25 protein-coding genes are annotated in these 21894 nt (G+C 30.7%); 23 read left to right on the forward strand and 2 right to left on the reverse strand.

Annotated elements, in window-relative coordinates:
• The 20 genes from ACI389_RS08100 to argH all read left to right on the forward strand — a co-directional run.
• The coding region (locus tag ACI389_RS08100) for a pseudomurein-binding repeat-containing protein (RefSeq protein ID WP_439781028.1) at positions 1-3743 on the forward strand (3743 nt) is incomplete at its 5' end.
• 136 nt (positions 3744-3879) lie between these two features.
• A complete protein-coding gene (locus tag ACI389_RS08105) occupies positions 3880-4593 on the forward strand; it encodes a metal-dependent transcriptional regulator (RefSeq protein WP_439781029.1) in 714 nt (237 codons plus the stop codon).
• A 95-nt stretch (positions 4594-4688) separates the two neighbouring features.
• The gene (gene endA, locus ACI389_RS08110; RefSeq protein WP_439781030.1) at positions 4689-5204 is read left to right on the forward strand and encodes a tRNA-intron lyase; all 516 of its coding nucleotides are present in this window, start codon (positions 4689-4691) and stop codon (positions 5202-5204) included.
• Positions 5205-5300: 96 nt separating this feature from the next.
• A complete protein-coding gene (locus tag ACI389_RS08115) occupies positions 5301-6398 on the forward strand; it encodes a tryptophan--tRNA ligase (RefSeq protein WP_439781031.1) in 1098 nt (365 codons plus the stop codon).
• A gap of 31 nt (positions 6399-6429) precedes the next feature.
• Entirely contained in the window at positions 6430-7626 is a 1197-nt protein-coding gene (thrC, locus tag ACI389_RS08120; RefSeq protein ID WP_439781032.1) for a threonine synthase, read from the forward strand.
• 246 nt (positions 7627-7872) lie between these two features.
• Positions 7873-8073 carry a histone family protein gene (locus ACI389_RS08125; RefSeq protein ID WP_439781033.1) on the forward strand — a complete coding sequence of 67 codons (201 nt, stop codon included), beginning with the start codon at positions 7873-7875 and terminating at the stop codon, positions 8071-8073.
• 465 nt (positions 8074-8538) lie between these two features.
• The gene (gene rpl7ae / locus ACI389_RS08130) at positions 8539-8907 is read left to right on the forward strand and encodes a 50S ribosomal protein L7Ae (protein WP_069573249.1); all 369 of its coding nucleotides are present in this window, start codon (positions 8539-8541) and stop codon (positions 8905-8907) included.
• Positions 8908-8936: 29 nt separating this feature from the next.
• Positions 8937-9143 carry a 30S ribosomal protein S28e gene (locus ACI389_RS08135; protein WP_432645547.1) on the forward strand — a complete coding sequence of 69 codons (207 nt, stop codon included), beginning with the start codon at positions 8937-8939 and terminating at the stop codon, positions 9141-9143.
• 14 nt (positions 9144-9157) lie between these two features.
• Positions 9158-9319, forward strand: a complete 162-nt coding sequence (locus ACI389_RS08140; protein WP_178788392.1) for a 50S ribosomal protein L24e — start codon at positions 9158-9160, stop codon at positions 9317-9319.
• The gene (ndk, locus tag ACI389_RS08145) at positions 9316-9768 is read left to right on the forward strand and encodes a nucleoside-diphosphate kinase (RefSeq protein ID WP_432645546.1); all 453 of its coding nucleotides are present in this window, start codon (positions 9316-9318) and stop codon (positions 9766-9768) included. The genes ACI389_RS08140 and ndk overlap by 4 nt, the downstream gene beginning before the upstream one ends.
• A gap of 37 nt (positions 9769-9805) precedes the next feature.
• Positions 9806-11596, forward strand: a complete 1791-nt coding sequence (gene infB, locus ACI389_RS08150) for a translation initiation factor IF-2 (protein WP_439781034.1) — start codon at positions 9806-9808, stop codon at positions 11594-11596.
• 37 nt (positions 11597-11633) lie between these two features.
• On the forward strand, positions 11634-12017 hold the full coding sequence (locus ACI389_RS08155) for a 30S ribosomal protein S6e (RefSeq protein ID WP_439781035.1): 384 nt from the start codon (positions 11634-11636) through the stop codon (positions 12015-12017).
• A gap of 61 nt (positions 12018-12078) precedes the next feature.
• Complete coding sequence (locus tag ACI389_RS08160; RefSeq protein ID WP_439781036.1) at positions 12079-13293, forward strand: translation initiation factor IF-2 subunit gamma; 1215 nt, start codon at positions 12079-12081, stop codon at positions 13291-13293.
• 10 nt (positions 13294-13303) lie between these two features.
• Positions 13304-13696 carry a type II toxin-antitoxin system VapC family toxin gene (locus ACI389_RS08165; RefSeq protein ID WP_439781037.1) on the forward strand — a complete coding sequence of 131 codons (393 nt, stop codon included), beginning with the start codon at positions 13304-13306 and terminating at the stop codon, positions 13694-13696.
• Between the two features lie 36 nt (positions 13697-13732).
• The gene (locus ACI389_RS08170) at positions 13733-14317 is read left to right on the forward strand and encodes a DNA-directed RNA polymerase (protein ID WP_439781038.1); all 585 of its coding nucleotides are present in this window, start codon (positions 13733-13735) and stop codon (positions 14315-14317) included.
• A complete protein-coding gene (spt4, locus tag ACI389_RS08175; protein ID WP_439781039.1) occupies positions 14314-14490 on the forward strand; it encodes a transcription elongation factor subunit Spt4 in 177 nt (58 codons plus the stop codon). The genes ACI389_RS08170 and spt4 overlap by 4 nt, the downstream gene beginning before the upstream one ends.
• 10 nt (positions 14491-14500) lie before the next feature.
• Positions 14501-15007, forward strand: a complete 507-nt coding sequence (locus ACI389_RS08180; RefSeq protein ID WP_439781040.1) for a GTP-dependent dephospho-CoA kinase family protein — start codon at positions 14501-14503, stop codon at positions 15005-15007.
• 18 nt (positions 15008-15025) lie between these two features.
• A complete protein-coding gene (locus tag ACI389_RS08185; RefSeq protein ID WP_432645538.1) occupies positions 15026-15340 on the forward strand; it encodes a 30S ribosomal protein S24e in 315 nt (104 codons plus the stop codon).
• Positions 15341-15349: 9 nt separating this feature from the next.
• Positions 15350-15502: a 30S ribosomal protein S27ae gene (locus ACI389_RS08190; protein ID WP_069575404.1), complete on the forward strand. Its 153-nt coding sequence runs from the start codon at positions 15350-15352 to the stop codon at positions 15500-15502.
• Between the two features lie 80 nt (positions 15503-15582).
• Positions 15583-17004 carry an argininosuccinate lyase gene (gene argH, locus ACI389_RS08195; protein ID WP_439781041.1) on the forward strand — a complete coding sequence of 474 codons (1422 nt, stop codon included), beginning with the start codon at positions 15583-15585 and terminating at the stop codon, positions 17002-17004.
• Between the two features lie 192 nt (positions 17005-17196).
• Here the strand turns inward: argH and ACI389_RS08200 are convergent, their stop codons facing one another.
• Together ACI389_RS08200 and ACI389_RS08205 are read right to left on the reverse strand one after the other, a co-directional pair.
• Positions 17197-17385, reverse strand: a complete 189-nt coding sequence (locus ACI389_RS08200; RefSeq protein ID WP_439781042.1) for a hypothetical protein — start codon at positions 17383-17385, stop codon at positions 17197-17199.
• Positions 17386-17389: 4 nt separating this feature from the next.
• Positions 17390-18406: a 7-cyano-7-deazaguanine synthase gene (locus ACI389_RS08205; protein ID WP_439781043.1), complete on the reverse strand. Its 1017-nt coding sequence runs from the start codon at positions 18404-18406 to the stop codon at positions 17390-17392.
• A 131-nt stretch (positions 18407-18537) separates the two neighbouring features.
• On the opposite strand from ACI389_RS08205, the gene ACI389_RS08210 reads away from it, so the two are divergent.
• The 3 genes from ACI389_RS08210 to ACI389_RS08220 are packed head-to-tail and all read left to right on the forward strand — an operon-like array spanning position 18538 to position 21865.
• Positions 18538-19689 (forward strand): aldo/keto reductase, encoded by a 1152-nt coding sequence (locus tag ACI389_RS08210; protein ID WP_439781044.1) that lies wholly within the window; start codon positions 18538-18540, stop codon positions 19687-19689.
• Positions 19690-19730: 41 nt separating this feature from the next.
• Positions 19731-20543: an aldo/keto reductase gene (locus ACI389_RS08215; protein ID WP_439781045.1), complete on the forward strand. Its 813-nt coding sequence runs from the start codon at positions 19731-19733 to the stop codon at positions 20541-20543.
• Positions 20544-20578: 35 nt separating this feature from the next.
• Positions 20579-21865, forward strand: coding sequence for an O-acetylhomoserine aminocarboxypropyltransferase/cysteine synthase family protein (locus tag ACI389_RS08220; protein ID WP_439781046.1), 1287 nt, complete (start codon positions 20579-20581; stop codon positions 21863-21865).
• The last annotated feature ends 29 nt before the right edge of the window (positions 21866-21894 follow it).

The following is a 21894-nucleotide window of genomic DNA, read 5'->3' on the forward strand; positions in this document are numbered from 1 at the left end:
CAACTGACAGTAATGGTGTTGTCTCCTTAGATATTAATCGTAATCCTGGAACATATACTATTATTGCAGAAAATCCTATTACTAAGTTTAATTTAACTACCATTTTTAAGATTTTATCCACAATCACTGCAAGTGATGTGACTAAGGTTTATACTGATGGTAAATATTTTTATGCAACTTTTTTAATGAGTAATGGACAAGCTTTAGCTAATACAGATATTAAGTTTAAGATTAATGGTAAAACATACACCAAGAAAACTAATGGTGATGGTGTTGCTAGACTTTCATTAGTTAACCTTAAATCAGGTACATATGAGATGATTTCATCTAATGTGGATGGTTTAAATGTAACTAATGTTGTTAAAGTAGTGTCTAAAACTAGTTCCAAGATTATTGCCAGTGATTATACTTTTCTTTTAAAGGATGGTAAAACTATTAAAGTTACATTACATAATGGTTTAGGATATGCACCTGGTGCAGGTAAACTTATTAAATTTGTAGTAAATGGTAAGACATATACTAGGCAAACTAATGTTAATGGTGTAGCTTCACTTAAATTACCTACTTTAAAAGCAGGTATTTATACTGTAAAATATAGTTTTGATGGTAATAACTTTTATACTGCATCTAGTGCATCTAGTAAATTGATTATCCTCCCAAGTAATACTGCAACTTTCACAGTTAAGAGTACTACTACTTTTAGTAAAGGTTCTGGTACTCGTTTTGTAGTTGCTTTGAAATCTGGTAGTGTTCCTTTAGCTGGAAAAGAGGTTGTTTTTACTGTTAATGGTAAGTCTTATACTAAGACTACTGATAGTAAAGGATTAGCTACTTTATCTACTGGTGGTTTAGATCTTGGTAAGTATGTTATGACTTATAGTTTTGATGGTGATTCCAAGGTAAAAGTAGCAACTGGGTCTACTGCTATTGAGGTTAAAGATTTAAGATCTACTGCAACTTTTACAGTTAAGAGTACTACTACTTTTGGTAAAGGTTCTGGTACTCGTTTTGTAGTTGCTTTGAAATCTGGTAGTGTTCCTTTAGCTGGAAAAGAGGTTGTTTTTACTGTTAATGGTAAGTCTTATACTAAGACTACTGATAGTAAAGGATTAGCTACTTTATCTACTGGTGGTTTAGATCTTGGTAAGTATGTTATGACTTATAGTTTTGATGGTGATTCCAAGGTAAAAGTAGCAACTGGATCTAGTAATATTGAAGTCAAAGAAAGAACTCCTACAAAAATTATTTGGAAGAGTGGAACTTCATTTTATCAAGGTTCTCAGACTTATAAAGTTTTATTACAAGATTCTATTGGTAAGGCTTTGTCTGGTAAAACTATTTTATTAACTGTGAATGGTAAAACTTATTCAGCTAAAACAGCATCCGATGGATATGCAACATTTAATGTAAATGTTGGTTCTGGTAATTACTCTGTTTCATTTGAGTTTGCTAATACTGATAATGATTATCTTTCAACTTCAGGTGTTGCAAATATAACTGTTGAGAAGAAAAAGGGTGCGGGATATGGTTATTGGATTTATGGTGCAGATATGAAAAAGGCTAATCTTAATTCATTAGCTTCCCAAGGAGTTACTGATTTATTCTTAAACTTTGCAGCTATTGAGCAATATGGTCAAGCAGATGTTGAATCATGGATTGCTGGTGCTAATAAATTAGGTATTAATGTTCATATTTGGATGCAAACATTCTATGAAAATAAACAGTGGGTAAATCCTATTAAAAACGGAAAAATAGATACAGAATTCTTTGAGAAAAAAATAATTGAAGCACAATCATATGCAAAAATTAAAGGTGTTTATGGTATTCACTTTGATTATTTAAGATATCCTGGTAATGCTTATAAAACTAATGGTGGTGCTGAAGCTATAAGTCAATTTGTTATAGATGCTACTGAAGCTATTCATAATATCAATTCTAAAATCATTGTTTCAGCTGCATTGATGCCTGAAACTACTGATAATTTAAAGTACTATGGTCAAGATTATTCAGTACTCAGTAAATACTTAGATGTGGTTATTCCAATGATTTATAAAGGAAATTATGAGGCAACTTCATCTTGGATTACTAAAACTACAAAATGGTTTGTAGATAATTCACAAGGTGCCTATGTATGGGCAGGATTACAAGGATATAAATCTGATGATGATGTTACTAAACTGTCTGCTTCTGAAATCAAAGATGATTCACAGGCTGCATTAGATGGTAGAGCTCCAGGTGTAATTATATTTAGATGGGGTGTAACTAACTTTGTTGATTTTAAATCACTTGTGGATAATTCAGATTCTCCTAATACTTCTGGATCTGTAAGTATTGATGATATAATTGCAGCAGCAAATACCTTAAAAAACACTATTGATTCAAAGAATACAATTCCTAAAACAGTTAGTGTTGGTGGAGTAGAGTATTCTATTGCTCAATTCTTATATATGATGAGTGATGCTATCAAGAAGATTAAGGATGGTAAAACTTCTCTACAAGTATTGCCTATAAATGTTAATGTTCCATTAAATCCTGAGGGTTTATTTAAATCAGGTAGTATTGCAACTACTGAATATATGGATATTGTAAATAGGGTTTTTAACTTTATTAAAAATAATAATAGGGCTCCTAATTTTGCTTCATCATCATTAGGGGATATTGATTATGATTCATTAATCGAAATGTTTGCTAATATTTTAGTGGATTATAAGACTAATGGTAAATTACCAACTTCAATAAAAGTTAATAATGGTACAAAGGATGAGCAAATAACTGTTAAAACAATATCTATTAAGGATATTGTTGCTGGTGCTACTAATTTGAAAAAGTACTATGAAACTAATAAGAAGTTACCAGATACTGTTACTGCAGGTGGAGTTAAATTTACATTAGCTGAATTTACATACTTGATGAGTAAGGCTATTGATCAATTAGGTAATTCTAATACAAAAGCAATTACTATAATAACAGGTATAGCTAATCCAAGTAATCATTCTGGTGATACTATCAATTCAAAGGATTTGTCAAAAACTGGTTATCTTAATGTTGCATTGAAGGTTGCTAATTATATAATTGAAAATAAAAGAGTTCCTAATTATTCAGAATCTGATGTAGGTAAAATCATATATTATGAATATGTTGATGCTTTTTCACGTATTTTAGCATTTTATGGTACAAATAATCGTTTACCTAATTCTGTAACTATTAGTTATTCATCAGGTTCTGGATCAGATTCTGGAACTTCTGGTAGTGGTCATGGTTTGAATGAGAAAAATACTGAAACTGATTTAGATAAATATCTTAAAGCCACTAAAAATTGTCAAGTGAATGATGCTAATATTAAATCTATAGTTAATCAAGTAACTAAGGGTTTAACTTCTGTAAAAGATAAGGCTACTGCAATTTTCAATTATGTAAGAGATAAAATCGCATATGCTTTCTACTATGATACTAAATATGGTGCCACTGAAACTTTATCAAATAAACGGGGAAACTGTGTTGACGAGTCTCATTTGCTCGTAGCTATGTTTAGGACTGCAGGTATTCATGCTAGATATGTCCATGGAACTTGTACTTTTTCAAGTGGAAATACCTATGGTCATGTATGGGTTCAAGTATTAGTTGATGGTCAATGGACTGTTGCTGATGCAACAAGTTCAAGAAATTCTCTTGGAAAAGTAGCAAATTGGAATCCAAACACATTTTCATTGAAAAGTGGATGTGTAGCAGAGATTGATTTCTAATTTCGCTACTTTCTTTTTTTATTTTTTTTAAACTTATTTTAAATTTTAATTTAATGCTTATTTTTTAGGTATGAAAAAACTTTTTTATACTTTGAGCCATAAACATTAAACCAATTATTGAGTTTAGGTGAAAACTATGGCTAATGGTAAAATTAGTGAAAATATTGAAGAATACCTTGAAGTTCTTTACTGCAATGGAAGCAATTGGGAACAGGTTTCTACTACTAAATTATCTGATGAATTGGATATTGCACCTGGAAGCGTAACTCAAATGCTCAAAAAATTAGAAAAATTAGGTTATATTGAGTATACTCCTTATAAAGGAGCTACTTTGACTCATGATGGCATGAAAATAGCTAGAAAAATTACAAGAAAACATAGGATTTTGGAAAAGTTCTTGTTGGATGTTTTAAAAGTCAAGGAAGAGAATATTCATGAACAAGCTTGTGAAATGGAACATGCTTTATCTGATGAGGCGGAAAGGGCATTATGTAATATGTTACAACATCCTGATGTGTCTCCTGATGATAGTGTTATACCTGCTTGTAATTTTAATTTTGAAAGTTGTAGTCAATGTTTTTCTCAGAAGGACTTTGACCAAATTATTAATAGGGAATTCAATTTATTATCTATTTCAGAATTAACTTCAAATGCTGAGGGGACAATCTCATTTATTCGTGGAAATTCTGATCTTCTAGATAGTATTTCAGATTTAAATATTAAAGTTGGATGCCACTTAAAGTATGTAATTAATGATAATCAAGATGAAAATTCTTATTTGGTTTTCATTGATGATAAAGAGTTTAATATTCCTAAAGAAATGGCTAATAATATTTTTATTAGAATTTAACTTTTATTTTTCTTTTTTTTACAAACAAAAATATATATAATATTTTATTCAAAATAATATCATTAATATAATTTATTTCTTTTTACGGTGTTTTAATGCGTGGTAATTTATCAAATGATATTGTATCTATTAAGATTGAAGAAGGAAGTAAAAAGCCAATAGCTTTACATGAAAAAAGTCTTTTTGGTAAAATTGAAGCTAATTCATTGAATCTTTCTTTGATTGAAGCTTGTTATCTATTAGAAAAGGGTCGTTTAGATATTTATGAAGATGATGTTGAATGCAGTGTTGGTTATATTATTGATCTTTTAAAAGGTCATGGGCTATTTGGAAAATATGTCGTTTACCGTGATCTGAAAGATCGTGGATTTGTAATTAAAACTGGTTTTAAATATGGGTCTGAATTTAGATTGTATAATCGTGGTGGAGGTCCGGGTCAGGAGCATTCTGATTATTTAGTTAAAATTATTTTTGAAAATTATGAAATCAATACTCTTGATTTTGCAAGTTATGTTAGAGTTTCACACGGAGTTAACAAAAAATTATTGTTAGCTATTGTGGATGATGATTTTGATATTACATACTATAATATTGAATGGACTAGACCTTAGTTAAATTAAAGGAATTCATTATATTTCTTAACTTAATATATTTATTATGATAATTTTTAATCATATATATGATTTAATGTAATTGTTGGTGAAAAAATGGCGGATTTAATTGATCCATGGGCATCATTTAGCTTAGATTATGATAAGTTAGTTAATCAATTTGGTATTGGTAAAATTTCAGATATTCTAAATGAAGTTGAAAATCCTCAAAGGCTAATGAAAAGAGGAGTAATATTTGGACATAGAGAATTTAATGAAATTAATAAGTTAATCAATCAAAATAAAGATTTTGCTGTTGTATCGGGTATGATGCCAAGTGGTCAGATGCATATTGGTCATAAAATGGTTGTTGACCAATTGAAATGGTATCAGGAAAAAGGAGCAATGCTATCTCTTCCTATTGCAGATTTAGAATCTTATGCTGCTCGTGGAATGAGCTTTGAAAAAGGTCGTGAAATTGCTATAAATGAATATTTAACAAACTGGATAGCTTTGGGACTTGATTTAGAAAAGGATAATGTAAATGTGTATTTACAATCTCAAAATAAGCCACTTCAAGATTTGGCTTTTATTGCATCAGGCAAAACTAATTTCAATCAGCTTAAAGCAATATATGGATTTACACAATCTACAAGTATTGCTCATGTTCAAGCTCCATTGGTTCAAGTTGCAGATATATTACTTCCTCAAATTGAAGAGTTTGGAGGTCCAAAAAAGGTTATTGTTCCTGTTGGAATCGATCAAGACCCTCATATTAGATTAACAAGAGATATTGCTCAAAAACTTCATGGAGACTTAGGATTTTTAACTCCTGCATCTACGTATCATAGGTTCCTAACAGGTTTAACCGGTGATAAAATGAGTAGTTCTAAACCTGCTACTGCGATTTATCTCAATGATGATACAAAAAGTGCAGTTAAGAAAGTCAAGTCTGCTAAAACTGGAGGTAGGGAAAGTTTAAAAGAACAACAAGAATTAGGTGGAGAAGTTGATAAATGTGTAATATATGAAATGTTATTATACCATTTCATTGATGATGATAATGAACTTGAAAAGATTAGACATGAATGTTTAAATGGAACTCTTCGTTGCGGTGATTGTAAAGTTAGAACTGCAGAATTGATGGAAGAATTCATGGATGATTTAAAAGAAAAGCAAGTTGAAGCTCGTGAAATAGCTAAAAATTTAATATAAAGATAATTTTAAAAATAATAGATGTGATTATATGATAAGATGTGTATCCTGTGGAGAAGAATACGATGATGATGAAGTAATCTACACTTGTGAAAAATGTGGATCTGTACTTGAACTCGTTAACGAAATTGATATTTCTAAAGATATTTTTGATGGTAGAAAAGACACTTTATGGAAATTTAAAGAATGTATTCCTGTAGATGAAACTAAAATAGTTTCTCTTGAAGAAGGTGGAACTCCATTTTGTAAATGTGACAAATTAGGAGATGAACTTGGAATAAACTTATATGTTAAAGTAGAAGGTTCTAATCCTACCGGAAGTTTTAAGGATAGAGGAATGACTGTGGGTATGACCAAAGCAATGGAATTAGGTGTTCATACTGTTGGATGTGCATCAACTGGAAATACTTCTGCATCATTATCTGCTTATGCAGCACGTGCTGGATTAAGATGTATTGTATTTTTACCTTCTGGAAAAGTTGCACTTGGAAAATTAGCTCAAGCAATGTTCCATGGTGCTGAAGTGATGTCTATTAATGGAAACTTTGATGAAGCTCTTGAAGCAATGACTGCTCTTGCATTGGAAAAGCATCTTTACTTATTAAATTCAATTAACCCATACAGGTTAGAAGGACAAAAAACTATTGGTTATGAAATTGTTCGTGATTTAGGTTGGCAAGCTCCTGATAGAATTATTTTACCTGTTGGTAATGCTGGAAATATTTCTGCAATATGGAAAGGAGTTTCTGAGTTTTACAATGCTGGATTTATTAAAGATTTACCAATGATGACTGGTATCCAAGCTGAAGGAGCATGTCCTGTAACTAATGCATTTAAAAAAGGAGATAAAAAAGTAGTACCTGTTGAAAATCCGGAAACTATTGCTACAGCTATACGTATTGGTGCTCCTGTTAGTGATATTAAAGCATTAAATGCAATTTATGATTCAAATGGTTACTCTGAAACTGTCAGTGATGAAGAGATTCTCGATGCACAAAAGTTACTTGCAAGAACTGAAGGTATTGGTGTTGAACCAGCTTCTGCAGCTTCAATTGCAGGTCTTAAAAAACTTGTTGATGAAGGTGTAGTTGATAAAGGTGAAACTGTCACTTGTGTTGTTACTGGACATTTATTAAAAGATCCTAATACTGCTATTGAAGCATGTACTCAACCTACTAAAGTTGATGCTGATATTGATACATTAAGAAAAATCTTAATGAACAAATGAATTGGGCTTTAAATCCCATTTTCTTTTTATTTTTTCTTTTAATTCTTATTTATTTAAATTTAAATAATACTTTTTTTATTTAAACTATGCTATGAAAAACATTTTTAAATAGAATACTTGCAATTTTTATATTATAAAAACTTGTCTTTAAATGTTGAAATTATCGAAAATTAACACTAATGCACCAATATATTTATATATAAGCAAATTATAACTATTATTAACAAAATTGTGAGGTGTTTTATCATGACTGAATTACCAATTGCTCCTGTAGAAAGGATTTTAAAAAATGCAGGTGCTCAAAGAGTAAGTGATGATGCAAAAATTGCCTTAACTGAAGCTATCGAAGATTACGGAAACGATGTTGCTTCTAAAGCTATAGGTTTTGCTCGTCATGCTGGTAGAAAAACTGTAAAAGCAGCAGATGTAAAATTAGCAATTAGATAGATAGTTAATAATCTTTTTTTGATAGTAAATTTTTACTATCTCTTTTACATTTTTTTCTATTAATGAATTTAGTATTTATTTAAAAATTACTTATTTTACCTTATTTTTAATAACATTTATATACTATGTAAACTAATCTATTAAATGTCTAGTTCTCTAGAATTATTTCATTAATTACTAAATTTTTATTTTTAGTTTTGCTAAAAATTATATGAAATTCAGAAGTATTTATATTGAAAGTTTAATCCCTCTTATTTTTTTCTCGGGATTATATTTAGTGATATATGAATTGTTCAAGAATTAGTATTATTAAAACTATATTAAATTATTCTATTGAATAATTTGAGTAATTTCTATAGTTAAAAAATAATATAACTATATATAATTACATTATATTATGATTCAAAATGAATTGTAATATCTGCCGATGGATGGCATAGCCAGATGAAAAAGGAGGTATATTTTATGGCAAACATTTATGTAAAATTTGACACACCTGAAGAATTAGCTAAACAAGCTGAAGAAGCATTAGAAACTGCATTTACTACTGGTAAAGTAGCAAAAGGAACTAACGAAGTAACTAAATTTATTGAAAGAGGAGATGCAGCATTAGTTGTTATCGCAGAAGATGTTGACCCTGCTGAAATTGTTGCACACATTCCTGTATTAGCTGATGAAAAAGAAATTCCTTATGTTTACTTACCTACCAAAGAACAAGTTGGTGGAGCTGCTGGATTAACCGTTGGTACTGCTTCTGCATGTATTGTAGATGCTGGTGATGCTGAAGCTGCTGTTGCTGAAATCGTAGAAAAAGTCGCTGAATTAAAAGACTAGATTCTTTTAATTAAATAACGGTGATTTACATGGAAGAAGGAACTCCTGCTGAAATCATTAAAGTTCTAAAAAGAACTGGTATGACTGGTGAGGTAATGCAAATTAAATGCAGAATCCTCGATGGTAGAGATAAAGGAAGAATTTTAACAAGAAACATTATGGGACCTGTAAGAGAAGGCGACATTTTAATGTTACTTGATACAATTAGAGAAGCTAAGGAAATTAGAACTCCTTAAGAAGGTGTAAGAACATGAGAACTTGTTCATTCTGTGGAAAAGAAATTGAAGATGGTACAGGTAAAATGTACGTCAAAAGAGATGGCTCAATTTATTTCTTTTGTAGCAGTAAATGTGAAAAAAATATGATTAAACTCGGAAGAGTTCCAAGAAAAGTTAAATGGGTTAAAGAATGATTCAAAAAAGTTTTGTTATGATGAAACCTGACGCTGTTCAAAGACGTCTTATGGGTAAAATTTTGTCTCGTTTTGAGCAAAAAGGTCTCAAAATTGTTGCTTGTAAATTAATTCAAATCGATGAAGAATTAGCTAAAACTCATTATGGAGAACATGCGGACAAACCATTCTTCCCAGGTTTAGTTGAATACATCACTTCTTCACCATCTTTAGCTATGGTAATTGAAGGAGATGAAGCTATTACAACTATTAGGAAATTAGTTGGTGCAACTAATCCTTTAGAAGCAGATCTTGGAACTATTAGAGGAGATTTCGGTATGGACACTGGAAGAAACATTATCCATGCATCCGATGCTCCTGAATCTGCAAAAAGAGAAATTGCTCTTTTCTTTAGTGAAGATGAAATTTGCGATTATCAAATTGTTGATAACGATTTAATTTATGAATAAATTTAAGTTTTAAAAATTTATTATCGAAGACGATATTATGAAAATCAGATCCCCGATTGTATCAGTTTTAGGACATGTAGACCATGGAAAAACTACATTGTTGGATTATATTAGAGGAAGTACCATTGCTGATAAAGAAGCAGGAGGTATTACTCAACATATTGGTGCTACTGAAATACCAAACGATACTATTGAAGAAATCTGTGGAAATTTCATATCAAAGTTAACTATCAAAGATTTAATCCCAGGATTATTCTTTATTGATACACCTGGGCATGCTGCATTTACTAGTTTAAGAAAACGTGGTGGAGCATTAGCTGATTTAGCAATTTTGATTGTTGATATTAATGATGGATTTAAACCACAAACTTATGAAGCTTTAAATATTCTTAAAATGTATAGAACTCCATTTATTGTTGTTGCTAATAAAATTGATAGACTTTTTGGTTGGGAGACACATGAAGGAGCTTCTTTTAGTGAATCTTTTAATCAACAAGCTCAAAGTGTTAAACAAGATTTAGATCTTAAACTTTACGAACTTGTTGGTACTCTTCATAAAGAAGGTTTTCAATCCGAAAGATTTGATAGAGTTAGTAATTTTGCTTCACAGATTAGTATTATTCCTATTAGTGCTAAATCCGGTGAAGGTATCATTGAAGTATTAGCAATGTTACTTGGACTTGCTCAAGAATATTTAACTGAACAATTAGAAATTAATGAAGATGCTCCTGCTAAAGGTACTATACTAGAAATTAAAGAAGAAGTAGGATTAGGTCTTACTGTTGATAGTATTATTTATGATGGTGTTTTACGAACTAATGATGAAATTGCTTTAATCAATGCTTCAAATGAAGTTGTAACTACTAAAATTAGGTCTATTTTAAGACCACTCCCTCTTGAAGAAATGAGAGATTCTAAAAAGAAATTTAGAAAACTGGATGAAGTTGTTGCAGCTGCAGGTATTAAGATTGCTGCACCTAATTTAGATGATGTTGTTTCAGGTTCACCACTTAGGGTGTTAAGTGATGAAGAAGATGTTGAAGAACAGTTATTAAAAGAAATTGAAGATATTACTATTAATACTGAAGATGAAGGACTCTTAGTTAAAGCAGACACATTAGGATCTCTTGAAGCTGTAGTTAAGTTATTAAAAGATTTGAATATCCCTATTCGTGAAGCAGATATTGGTGATGTAAGTCGCAGAGACATTATTAACTCTGAAATTGCATTAACTGAAAATGAAGCACATGGTGCTATAATTGCATTTAATGTAGATGTTCATTCTAACTCTTTAGATGATTTAAACAATTCTAAAGTTAAACTTTTCAAGGGAGATGTTATTTATCAAATCATTGAAGACTATCAAGAATGGACTGAAGAAATTGAAAGAGCTAAGAAAAAAGCATTTTATGATGCTATTGTTAAACCTGCAAAATTCGTTGCATTACCTAAATTAGTTTTCCGTCAAAGCAAACCAGCTATTATTGGAATTGAATCAATTAGTGGTACAGTTAAACAAGGTCAAATATTAATCAATAAGAATGGTGAATATGTTGGAGTAATAGCTAGTATGGAAGATAAAGGTGAAACATTACCTTCTATTCCTAGAGGTCAAAGGGTGGCTATGGCTATTAAAGATGCTATTGTTGGAAAACATTTCGATGAAGGTGATGAATTATATGTTGATGTTTCTGAGAAACATTATAAATTCATTGAAAGGGAATTCAAGGATAAATTAACTGAAGATGAATTCGAAACTCTTTATGAGTTAGTGGAGATTAAACGTAAAAACGATCCTGATTGGGGTAAATTCGGTCTTTTCGAATAATAAATTAATTATATAAAAAAATTAAGGAGGAAATACCATGGCATTCAAAGTTGTTGTATCTCAAGGTGCTGAAACTCATCAAATTGAAGTAGATGAAACCAAAGCTTTTAACGGATTAACTATTGGTGAAGAATTTGATGGTGGACTTGTCGGTTTAGATGGTTACACTTTAAAAATTACCGGTGGTAGTGATAAAAACGGTTTCACTATGAAAAAAGATGTTAGCGGTACTAGAAGAATCAAAAGTTTATTAACCGGCGGTATAGGTTATCATCCTAAATCTGATGGTGTTAAAAGAAGAAAAACTGTCAGAGGAAACACTATTGCTGAAGATATTGTACAAATCAACACTGTAGTTACTCAAGCTGGAAATAAATCAATAGCAGATATTCTTGGTGCTGGTGAAGAAGAGGAAGAATAGTTATACTATTTTTCTTATTTACTTTTAAGTCGAATTAAAATTATAAAAAAGGTGGTTATCTGTGAACGTACAATCAGATGTTAACATAGGTTTAGTTGGTCACGTAGATCATGGTAAAACCACTCTTACAAAAGCATTATCTGGAATTTGGACTGATACTCATAGTGAAGAAACAAAAAGAGGTATTTCTATCCGTTTAGGATATGCAGATATAGAATTTAGAAAATGTCCAGAATGTGGTGAACCTGAATGTTACACTACAAATGAGAAATGTTCAATTTGTGGGAGTGAAACTGAATTAATTAGAAAAGTATCCTTTGTTGATGCTCCAGGTCACGAAACTCTTATGGCAACTATGTTATCTGGTGCTGCAATTATGGACGGTGCAGTATTAGTTATTGCTGCAAATGAAACTTGTCCACAACCACAAACTAAAGAGCATCTTATGGCACTTGATGTTATCGGTGTAAAAGATGTTATTGTAGTTCAAAATAAAATTGATATTGTTTCAAAAGAAAGAGCTATTGAAAGTTATAATGAAATTAAGGAATTTGTTAAAGGTACTTGTGCTGAAGATGCTTTAATTATTCCAGTTTCTGCTCAACAAGGAGCTAATGTAGATATCTTGATTGAAGCAATGCTTAAACAAATCCAACCTCCTGAAAGGAATGTTGATGACACTGCATTAATGCATGTAGCTAGGTCATTTGATATTAATAAGCCTGGTTCAGGTGCTAATAAAATCAAAGGTGGAGTCATCGGAGGTACTTTAATTCAAGGTAAATTCAAACTTGGTGACACTATTGAAATTAAGCCAGGTCCTAATAATGATGGTAAAAGGATAACTTTAACTTCAGAAATTATTGGTCTTGAAGCTAATGGTGAACAAGTTAAGGAGATTGGTCCTGGAGGTCTTGTTGGTATTGCAACTAAATTAGATCCATCTTTAACTAAATCAGATTCATTATCTGGTACAGTTGCTGGTGAAGAAGGTACTTTACCTGATGTATTAGATAGTTTTAAAATGGATACTAATTTGCTTGATCGTGTTGTAGGTACTAAAGAAGAACGTGATGTTGCTCCTATTAAACTTAAAGAGCCTTTAATGATTAATTGTGGTACTACAACTACAATAGGTGTTGTTACATCTACTAAGAAAAATAATGTTGAAGTAATGCTCAAATTACCTGTATGTGCAAGCCCAGGTGATAGGGTAGCTTTAAGTCGTAGAGTTGGAGCTCGTTGGAGATTAATCGGTTACGGTATTATTAAATAGAGGGAAAATAATGAACTCTAAAGAAGTTGTAATTGATACCAATTTTTTTATGGTTCCTTTTCAGTTCAATGTTGATATTATCACTGAACTTGAAAATTTATTACCTTCTTATAATTTAACTACTCCAAGCTTTGTTATCAATGAATTGAAGGGTTTGAAAAGAAATAAAAATGCAAAAGTAAGGTTAAATGCAAATTTGGCTTTAAAATTAGCTAATTCTTCAAAAGTTGAGATAAAGGATATTTCATTGCTTGAAAATGAAACTGTGGATGATGCATTACTTAGAGTTTCAGAAGTTTTAGCTACGAATGATATTGAATTAAAAAAACGTGCAAAAGACAGAGGCATAACCGTTGCATATTTAAGACAAAAAAAGTATATTGCTGTTGAAGGCAAAATATAATATTAATTAAACTTATTAATAAAATGAGGGATTATTTTGTATTATAAAACAAAAATTAGGGATACTGTAAGAATTCCACCTTACAAATTTGAAAGTCCTATTAATGAAGTCGCTATTGAAACTTTAAACGAACAGTATTCTGGTCGTTTAGATAAAAAATTAGGTTTGCTCATTTGTGTTAATGATGTTCTTGAAATTGGTGAAGGTAAACTCATTATTGGTGATGGAGCTACATACCATAATGTTGTTTTCGAAGCAATTTTCTTTAAACCAGAGCAACATGAGATTTTCGATGGTGAAGTAATTGATATTGTTGATTATGGAGCTTTTGTAAGAATTGGGCCTATGGATGGTTTAATCCATGTTTCTCAAGTAACTGATGATTATATTAATTATGATCCTAAAAGAGGTGCTTTAATTGCAAAAGAATCTAACAAAGTCCTAGAAGAAGGGGATTTAGTTAGAGCTAGAGTAGTTAGTGTTTCTATTAAAGATGAATCAAATAATAACATTGAAAATAGTAGGAATTCTAAAATTCCTCTCACAATGAGACAAAATAATTTAGGCAGATTCGAATGGATTGAAGAAGCCAAACAAAAAGGTAAGAAGGTTAAAGAATGAAAGCTTGTACTGCTTGTAAATTAATTTCAAATAAAGATCACTGTCCTAACTGTGGAAATCCAACTTCTGACAATTGGAGTGGCCTTTTAATAATAACTGATCCTGAAGAATCTAGTGTAGCTCGTGAATTAAATATTACTGTTGCGGGCGAATATTGTTTAAGAGTAAGATAGGGGGTTCATTGTGTTACGTTTAGATACAGAAAATGATGATATAATTTCTGAGCTTAAAAAGCCCTTAGGTAAATTATATCCTAACTTTGAAGATGCAATTAATGAAATTAAATCTTCTGAGTTTTTAATTTCTGTTGGTGATGCAACATTTAGTAATCTTACCAAACATGAATTATATCCAAATATTGGTATAATTGATAATGTAATTCAAAGAAAAAATCATACTCATGAAATTATACGTGCAAATCATATTTTAAAAGCTAATAATCCTGCTGGAACTATTACTGATGATCTATGGGAAACCATAGGCCAAGCTCTTGAATTATCTAACTCTGGCGAATGTTATGTAATTGAAGTAGCAGGGGAAGAAGATCTTGCAGTTCTTCCTTGCATCATAATGGCAAGTCCAGAAACTACCATTTTATATGGTCAGCCAAATGAAGGTTTAGTGCTTTTAAAAGTTTCTGATTTAAAAGATAAAGCTGAAAAGCTTATTAGCGGATTTATTAAAGAATAAATTAAATGAGGTTTTATTATGGAAATCGAATTCATTGAAGAAAAAGAAAATAAATTATTTAACAGAAAAGAAATTAAATTTTATGTTGATTATGATGGAGAATCAACTCCTAAAATTTTAGATATTAAATCTAAATTAGTTGCTTTATTAAACACTAAAAAAGATTTACTTGTAGTTGACAATGTACAACCTCACTACGGTGAACCTAAAGCATTAGGTTATGCTAAAGTTTATGCAACTGTGGATGATTTAAAATACATTGAAACTAATCATGTATTAGCTAAAAATGAAGAACCTGAAGAAAATGCTGAAGAAGCAGAAGATGAAGAATAGGTGATTTTAATGGTAAAAAAATCTGATCTTTACAAAGTAGATGGCGACAAAATTGAAAGAAAAAATCCAATTTGTCCTCGTTGTGGTGAAGGTGTATTCATGGCTGATCACGGTGATAGATTCGCTTGTGGTAAATGTGGATACACTGAAATGAAAAAATAAGATTTTTATAATCTTTATTTTCTTTTTTTATTTATTTTTATTTTATAATTTATTTTAATCATTTTTATGAAGGGATTCTTTTGGATAATATTAGGAATGGTCGTTTTAAAACTGGAATGACTGATGAAGCTGCTATTTATACTTCATCACTTGAAGCTGATAAACTTCTTTTTGAAGCAGATATTAAAACTAATTTTGCCCATACTTCAATGTTAAAGCATGAAGGTATTGTTGATGAGAAAATCGCAGATAACATTTTATGTGCTCTTGATTCTCTTAAAGAGGAGGGTTATGATGCATTAGTATTCGATCCTTCTGTTGAAGATGTTCATATGGCTATTGAAAATTATGTCACTTCTAAAATCGGTCCTGAAGCTGGTTTTATGCACACTGCTAAATCACGTAATGATCAAGTGGCTTGTGATGTTAGATTAGTTTTAAGAGAGGAAATCGTCAATATTCAAATTGGTATTTTAGAATTTATGGAAGGTCTTGTTGAAATGGCTGGTGAACATTTAGAAGATGTTTTCATTGGTTTTACTCATTTACAGCATGCTCAACCAATTACTATTGCTCATCATTTAATGGCTCATGTACAATCTCTTAAAAGGGATTATGAACGTTTAGCTGATACTTACAAACGGGTTAATTTAAACCCATTAGGTTCTGCTGCAATGGCAACTACTAGTTTTCCAATTAATAGGCAATTAACAACTGATTTACTTGGTTTTGATGCATATTTGGAAAATTCAATGGATGGAGTTTCCTCAAGAGATTTCATTGCTGAGACTGTTTTTGACTTAGTATCTTTATGTACTACATTATCTAAAATCTGTGAAGAGCTAGTTTTATGGAGTACTTATGAATTTGGTGTTATTGAAATGGCGGATGAATATTCCTCAACTTCTTCTATTATGCCTCAAAAGAAAAATCCGGATGTTGCTGAACTTGCAAGAGGTAAATGTGCAATTGTTAATGGTGAATTGGTTACTATTTTAACTATTCTTAAAGCTATTGCATATACTTACAACAGGGATTTGCAGGAAATTACCCCTCACTTGTGGAATTCAATTAAAGTTACCAAAGACACTTTATCTATTGTAACTAAAATGTTATTATCTGTTGAATTTAAAACTGAAAGATGTGCTGAACTTGCAGGTAAAAATTTTGCAACTGCAACTGATTTAGCAGATATTATGGTTCGTGAAAAACAGATTCCATTTAGAACTGCACATAAAATTGTTGGAAGGATTGTTAATGAAGCAACTGCTAATAGTATGGCAGAAGAAGATATTACTTCTAAATTCATTGATGATATTGCAGTTGAACTAGGATTTGATGAATTAAATTTGTCTAATGATTTGATTCAAAGAGCTTTAAATCCTGTTGAAAATGTGAGAATTAGGGCTGTTCCTGGTGGACCTGCACCTGAAATGGTTGAAATTGCACGTGAAAACATTAAGGAATTTTTAAATACTGAATTTGAAAAACATGGAATTTAGTTAAATTCTTATATTTTTTTAAAAAAAAGATATTTAGGTTAACCTAAATATTTATATACTTTTATTACTAATATAATAATGTTGGGATAATTATTTTATTATTGCAACATGGATATATGGAATAAAAATGTTATAGAATACTTATTGGTTCTTTTTGATAAGTAGGCTCAGCTTCTATTTATTTTTATTCTATTAATCCGTTTCTTCTGATTTATTTTTTGTTTTTAAATAGTTTTCATGGATTTCTTCAGCTAAATCATCATTACCTTCAATAATAGGGCCTGTGTAATCACAGTCATAACAAACCCATTGAGACCAATTTTGAGGTATGATCCATTTTACTTTTTTAGAACCACATCTAGGACAAATTTTATGCATCATAGTATCAAATCTTGTAAAAGCTCCATATTAAATCTAATGCTTCCCCAGGTTCTAATGCTCCTGAGCGTGTTTCTCTAAGGATTCTTTGTATTGAAAATTTTTTCATATATGGAAATTTTCTGTGAACTTCATAAAGAAGAGGACATCCGAATCCCTTGAATGTATCTAAATTGTATTTCTTGATTAATGATTTTATCTCTTGTTTACCAGTACTTAAACTTGCTGGAAGGTTTAAACGATATAATGAATTCTCCTGTAAATTTATACATTGACTACCTGTTGCAAGCATATCTCCAAAGATAACTATTGGAATCTTTTCTGACTTTGCATATTCATTTACGAGTTTTTCAGTATTTTTAGAACATCTACCACATGGATGAACTTTACCTGTAAAAGATTCTTTAATAACCTCTGAATAATCAGTTTTTATGTACTCATGAGAAACGTTTAATTCATTGCATAACTTTTCAATATTTCTTTTAAATTGTTTTGGAAGAATAATAGTTCCTGGATTAATTGTAACAGCAATTGGATTAAAACCAAGTTTTTTAGCTAAAATTAATGAAAAGCTGCTGTCGACTCCACCAGACAATGCAACAACTGCTTCAATATTTCCAGATTCTTTAAATTCATTTTCATTTAGATAATTTTCAAAGTTAAAACTGTAAATATTTGACAATTTATCATCAATAGCTTTTTTTAGGTTTTCTAGTCCAGTTAAATTTGAATTTAGGTTTTTGATAGTCTTTCTTGACAATTCCAATTTATATCTTTTATTTAGAAAATCACCATATGATTCGACATGGATACTTTGAAGACCTAATTTTTCCTTGAGTTTTCCAACTACCCAACCACCTTTTCCAATAATAGCTGATTTATCCGGTCTATCTTCAGTGATGATCCATAATTCATTGGTTTTTTCATTAAAATAAAGTTCTTCAATAAAAATACTCACTTTTTCATGACCTATATCGTTTCTTATTGAGTTAACTTCATTTAAAATAAATTCTTTAGTATACATTGTTTCACTTTTTCAGATATTAGTTAATGTTATATTGGTAATGTTAATTAATGTTTTTATATCAAAATTCTCAGTATAAACACAATAATTTAATAATCTCTTTTATAAATATATCTTATGAGGGAAAATTAATGAAATATAGAAAGTTAGGTAATACAGGTATTGAAGTATCTGAAATTGCTTTTGGTGCTGAATTTTTGGTTGAAAGACCTTATGAGGACACTGAAGTCTTGATTAAAGCTTGTGAAGAAAACGGAATTAACTTTGTTGACTGTTGGATGAGTGAGCCTGATGTACGTTCCCATTTGGGAAGAGCTATTAAACCTAATCGTGAAAATTGGGTAATTCAAGGCCATATCGGTGCAACTTGGCAAAACAATCAATATGTAAGAACAAGAGAAATGGATAAAGTAATTCCTGCTTTTGAAGATTTCATGGAACGGTTTCAGATAGATACACTTGATTTTGGAATGATTCATTATGTTGATCAACTTGATGATTACAATGAGATAATGAATGGTCCATTTATAGAGTATGTTAGAACATTAAAAGAAGAAGGAACAATAGCTCATATAGGATTAAGCACACATAACTTAGATATTGCTTTATTAGCTGCTCAAAATCCTGAAATAGAATTGTTGATGTTTTCAATAAATCCTGCATTTGACATGTTTGGGCCTGTGGATGATGTTATGGACTATAGAAAAGAAGATGCATATGACAGTGAAGATTTATCTTCAATTAATCCTCAAAGAGCAGAATTATATGAGTCATGTCAAAACAATGGTACTGCATTAACAGTGATGAAAGGTTTTGCTGGTGGAAATTTACTCTCTGATGAAACATCCCCATTTGGTGTTGCATTAACTCCTGTTCAATGTATTTATTATGCATTGGAACAAAAGGGTGTTTCAAGTATTTTTGTAGGTGTAAAAACAGTTGATGAGCTTATGGAATCTTTAAAATATTGTGATGCTAGTGAAAGTGAAAAAAATTATAAAGATGTCTTAAAAAATGCTCCAAAACACTCATTTAAAGGACAATGCACATACTGTGGTCATTGTAGTCCATGTACATCAGAAATTGATATTGCAATGGTAATTAAACTATTTGACCTTGCAAAATATCATGATAAAGTTCCTGAAAGTATTAAAGAACATTATAATGACTTAAAATTTAATGCAACTGATTGTATTGCATGTGGGGACTGTGAAGAAAGATGTCCTTTCAATGTAGCTATTGTTGATGTAATGCTTGATGTACAAGACTTATTTGATTTATAGGTGGTAATATACAATATTTAACATTAAATAATGGTATTAAAATGCCAATTTTAGGATTTGGTACTTATCAAATACCTCCAGAAGAAACAAAACAAGCTATTCTTGATGCAATTGATGTGGGTTATAGATTAATTGACACAGCACAATTTTATAATAATGAATTAGAAGTTGGTAAGGCCATAGAAGAGAGCAATGTTGAGCGTGAAGAATTGTTTATTACAACTAAGGTTTGGATAAGCAATTATGGTTATGAAGAATGTTTGGATTCTGTTAATGATTCTCTAGAAAAGTTGGGTTTAGATTATATTGATTTAGTTTTAATCCATCAACCTTTTTCAGATTATTATGGTGCTTATAGGGCTTTAGAAGATTTATATGATGCTGGATTTATCAAAGCTATTGGAGTATCTAATTTCTATCCGGATAGGTTGACTGATATTTGCCTTTTTAAACGAAGGATTATTCCTCAAATTAATCAGGTTGAAGTAAATCCATTTAATGCACAATACCTAGCACAAGCAAATATGGAGAATAATGGAGTGCAGATGCAGGCTTACTCACCGTTTTGCCAAGGTAAAAGAGATATTTTTAAGAATGAAACCTTAATTAAAATTGGTGATAAAAATGGAGGTAAAACTCCTGCTCAAGTAATTTTAAGATGGCTTGTTGAAAGGAGTATCATTGCTTTAGCTAAAACTACTGATAAAGATAGAATGTCTGAAAACATTGATATTTTTGATTTTGCCCTTGATGAGGAGGATATGCTTGAAATAATGAATTTAAATGAAGGTGGAACATCATCTTTCAATCATCAAAATCCGGAAACTGTTGAAAGATTTTATGAAATACTTTAATATTATATTGAAAACAAATATGTTAAGTGATTACTATGGCGTATGAAATTAAAAACAAGAAAAACATATCAACAATTGGTGTACACGCTGGCCAAGAAGAGGTTGATGAAACCGGTTCACGTGTTACTCCAATTTATCAAACTACTTCTTATGTATTTGATTCACCAGAGCAGGCTGCAAATAGATTTGCACTTAAAGAAGGTGGAAACATTTACTCAAGACTTTCCAATCCAACTACAGAAGCATTTGAAAAAAGAATGGCTGCTATTGAAGGAGGGACAGCAGCATATGCTACTGCAACAGGAATGTCAGCTATTTTTTATACAATCATTAATCTAACATGTGTAGGGGATAATATTGTATCTGCAGATAACTTATATGGGGGAACATATGAGTTATTTGAAAATACATTGGAGGATTTAGGACGTAGTGTAACTTTTGTAGATTCTCAATCTCCTGAATTATTTGAAGAAGCTATTAATGATAAAACAAAAGCAATTTATGTAGAATCTATTGGAAATCCGAAATTGGATATTCCTGATTTTGATAGATTAGCTGAAATTGCTCATAGTCATAACATTCCATTGATTGCAGATAATACTGTAGGTATTGGTTCTGTAAGACCATTTGACCATGGAGCAGATATTATTGCATCATCTGCAACAAAATACATTGGAGGTCATGGAACTACTCTTGGAGGAATCATTATTGAAAAAGGAGATTTTGATTGGATGAACGGAAAGTTCCCAACATTATCTGAACCTGATGCAACATATAATGGATTAATATTTGGAGAAGAATTTAAAGGTTCTGCTTTCACAACAAGGATTAGAACAGTAATTGGAAGAGATACTGGTGCTGTACCTTCTCCATTTGGATCATTTTTATTATTACAAGGCTTAGAAACTTTAGGACTTAGGATAGAAAGGCATGCTTCAAATGCAATGGCAGTTGCAAAACATTTAGAAGCACATCCAAAAGTAGCTTGGGTAACTTATTCAGGCTTAGAATCATCTCCTAACCATGAAATAGCTAAAAAATATGCTGAAAAAGGTTATGGTGGAATGGTCTCATTTGGTCTTAAAGCAGGATATGATGGAGCTTTGAAATTCATGGAAAATGTTGAGTTAATATCATTTTTAGCAAATATTGGTGATGCTAAATCATTAGTTACTCATCCAGCTTCAACTACTCATTCCCAATTATCTGAAGAGCAACAATTATCTACTGGGGTAACTCCTGATTTAATAAGATTCTCTGTAGGTATTGAAGATCTTGAAGATATTTTAGCTGATGTTGATCAAGCTTTAGATAAAATTTAAATTTAATTTTTTTTTAACTTTTTGAGTAA

It is taken from the genome of Methanobrevibacter sp. (assembly GCF_051877095.1).
In the GTDB taxonomy this organism is placed as follows: Archaea; Methanobacteriota; Methanobacteria; order Methanobacteriales; family Methanobacteriaceae; genus Methanocatella.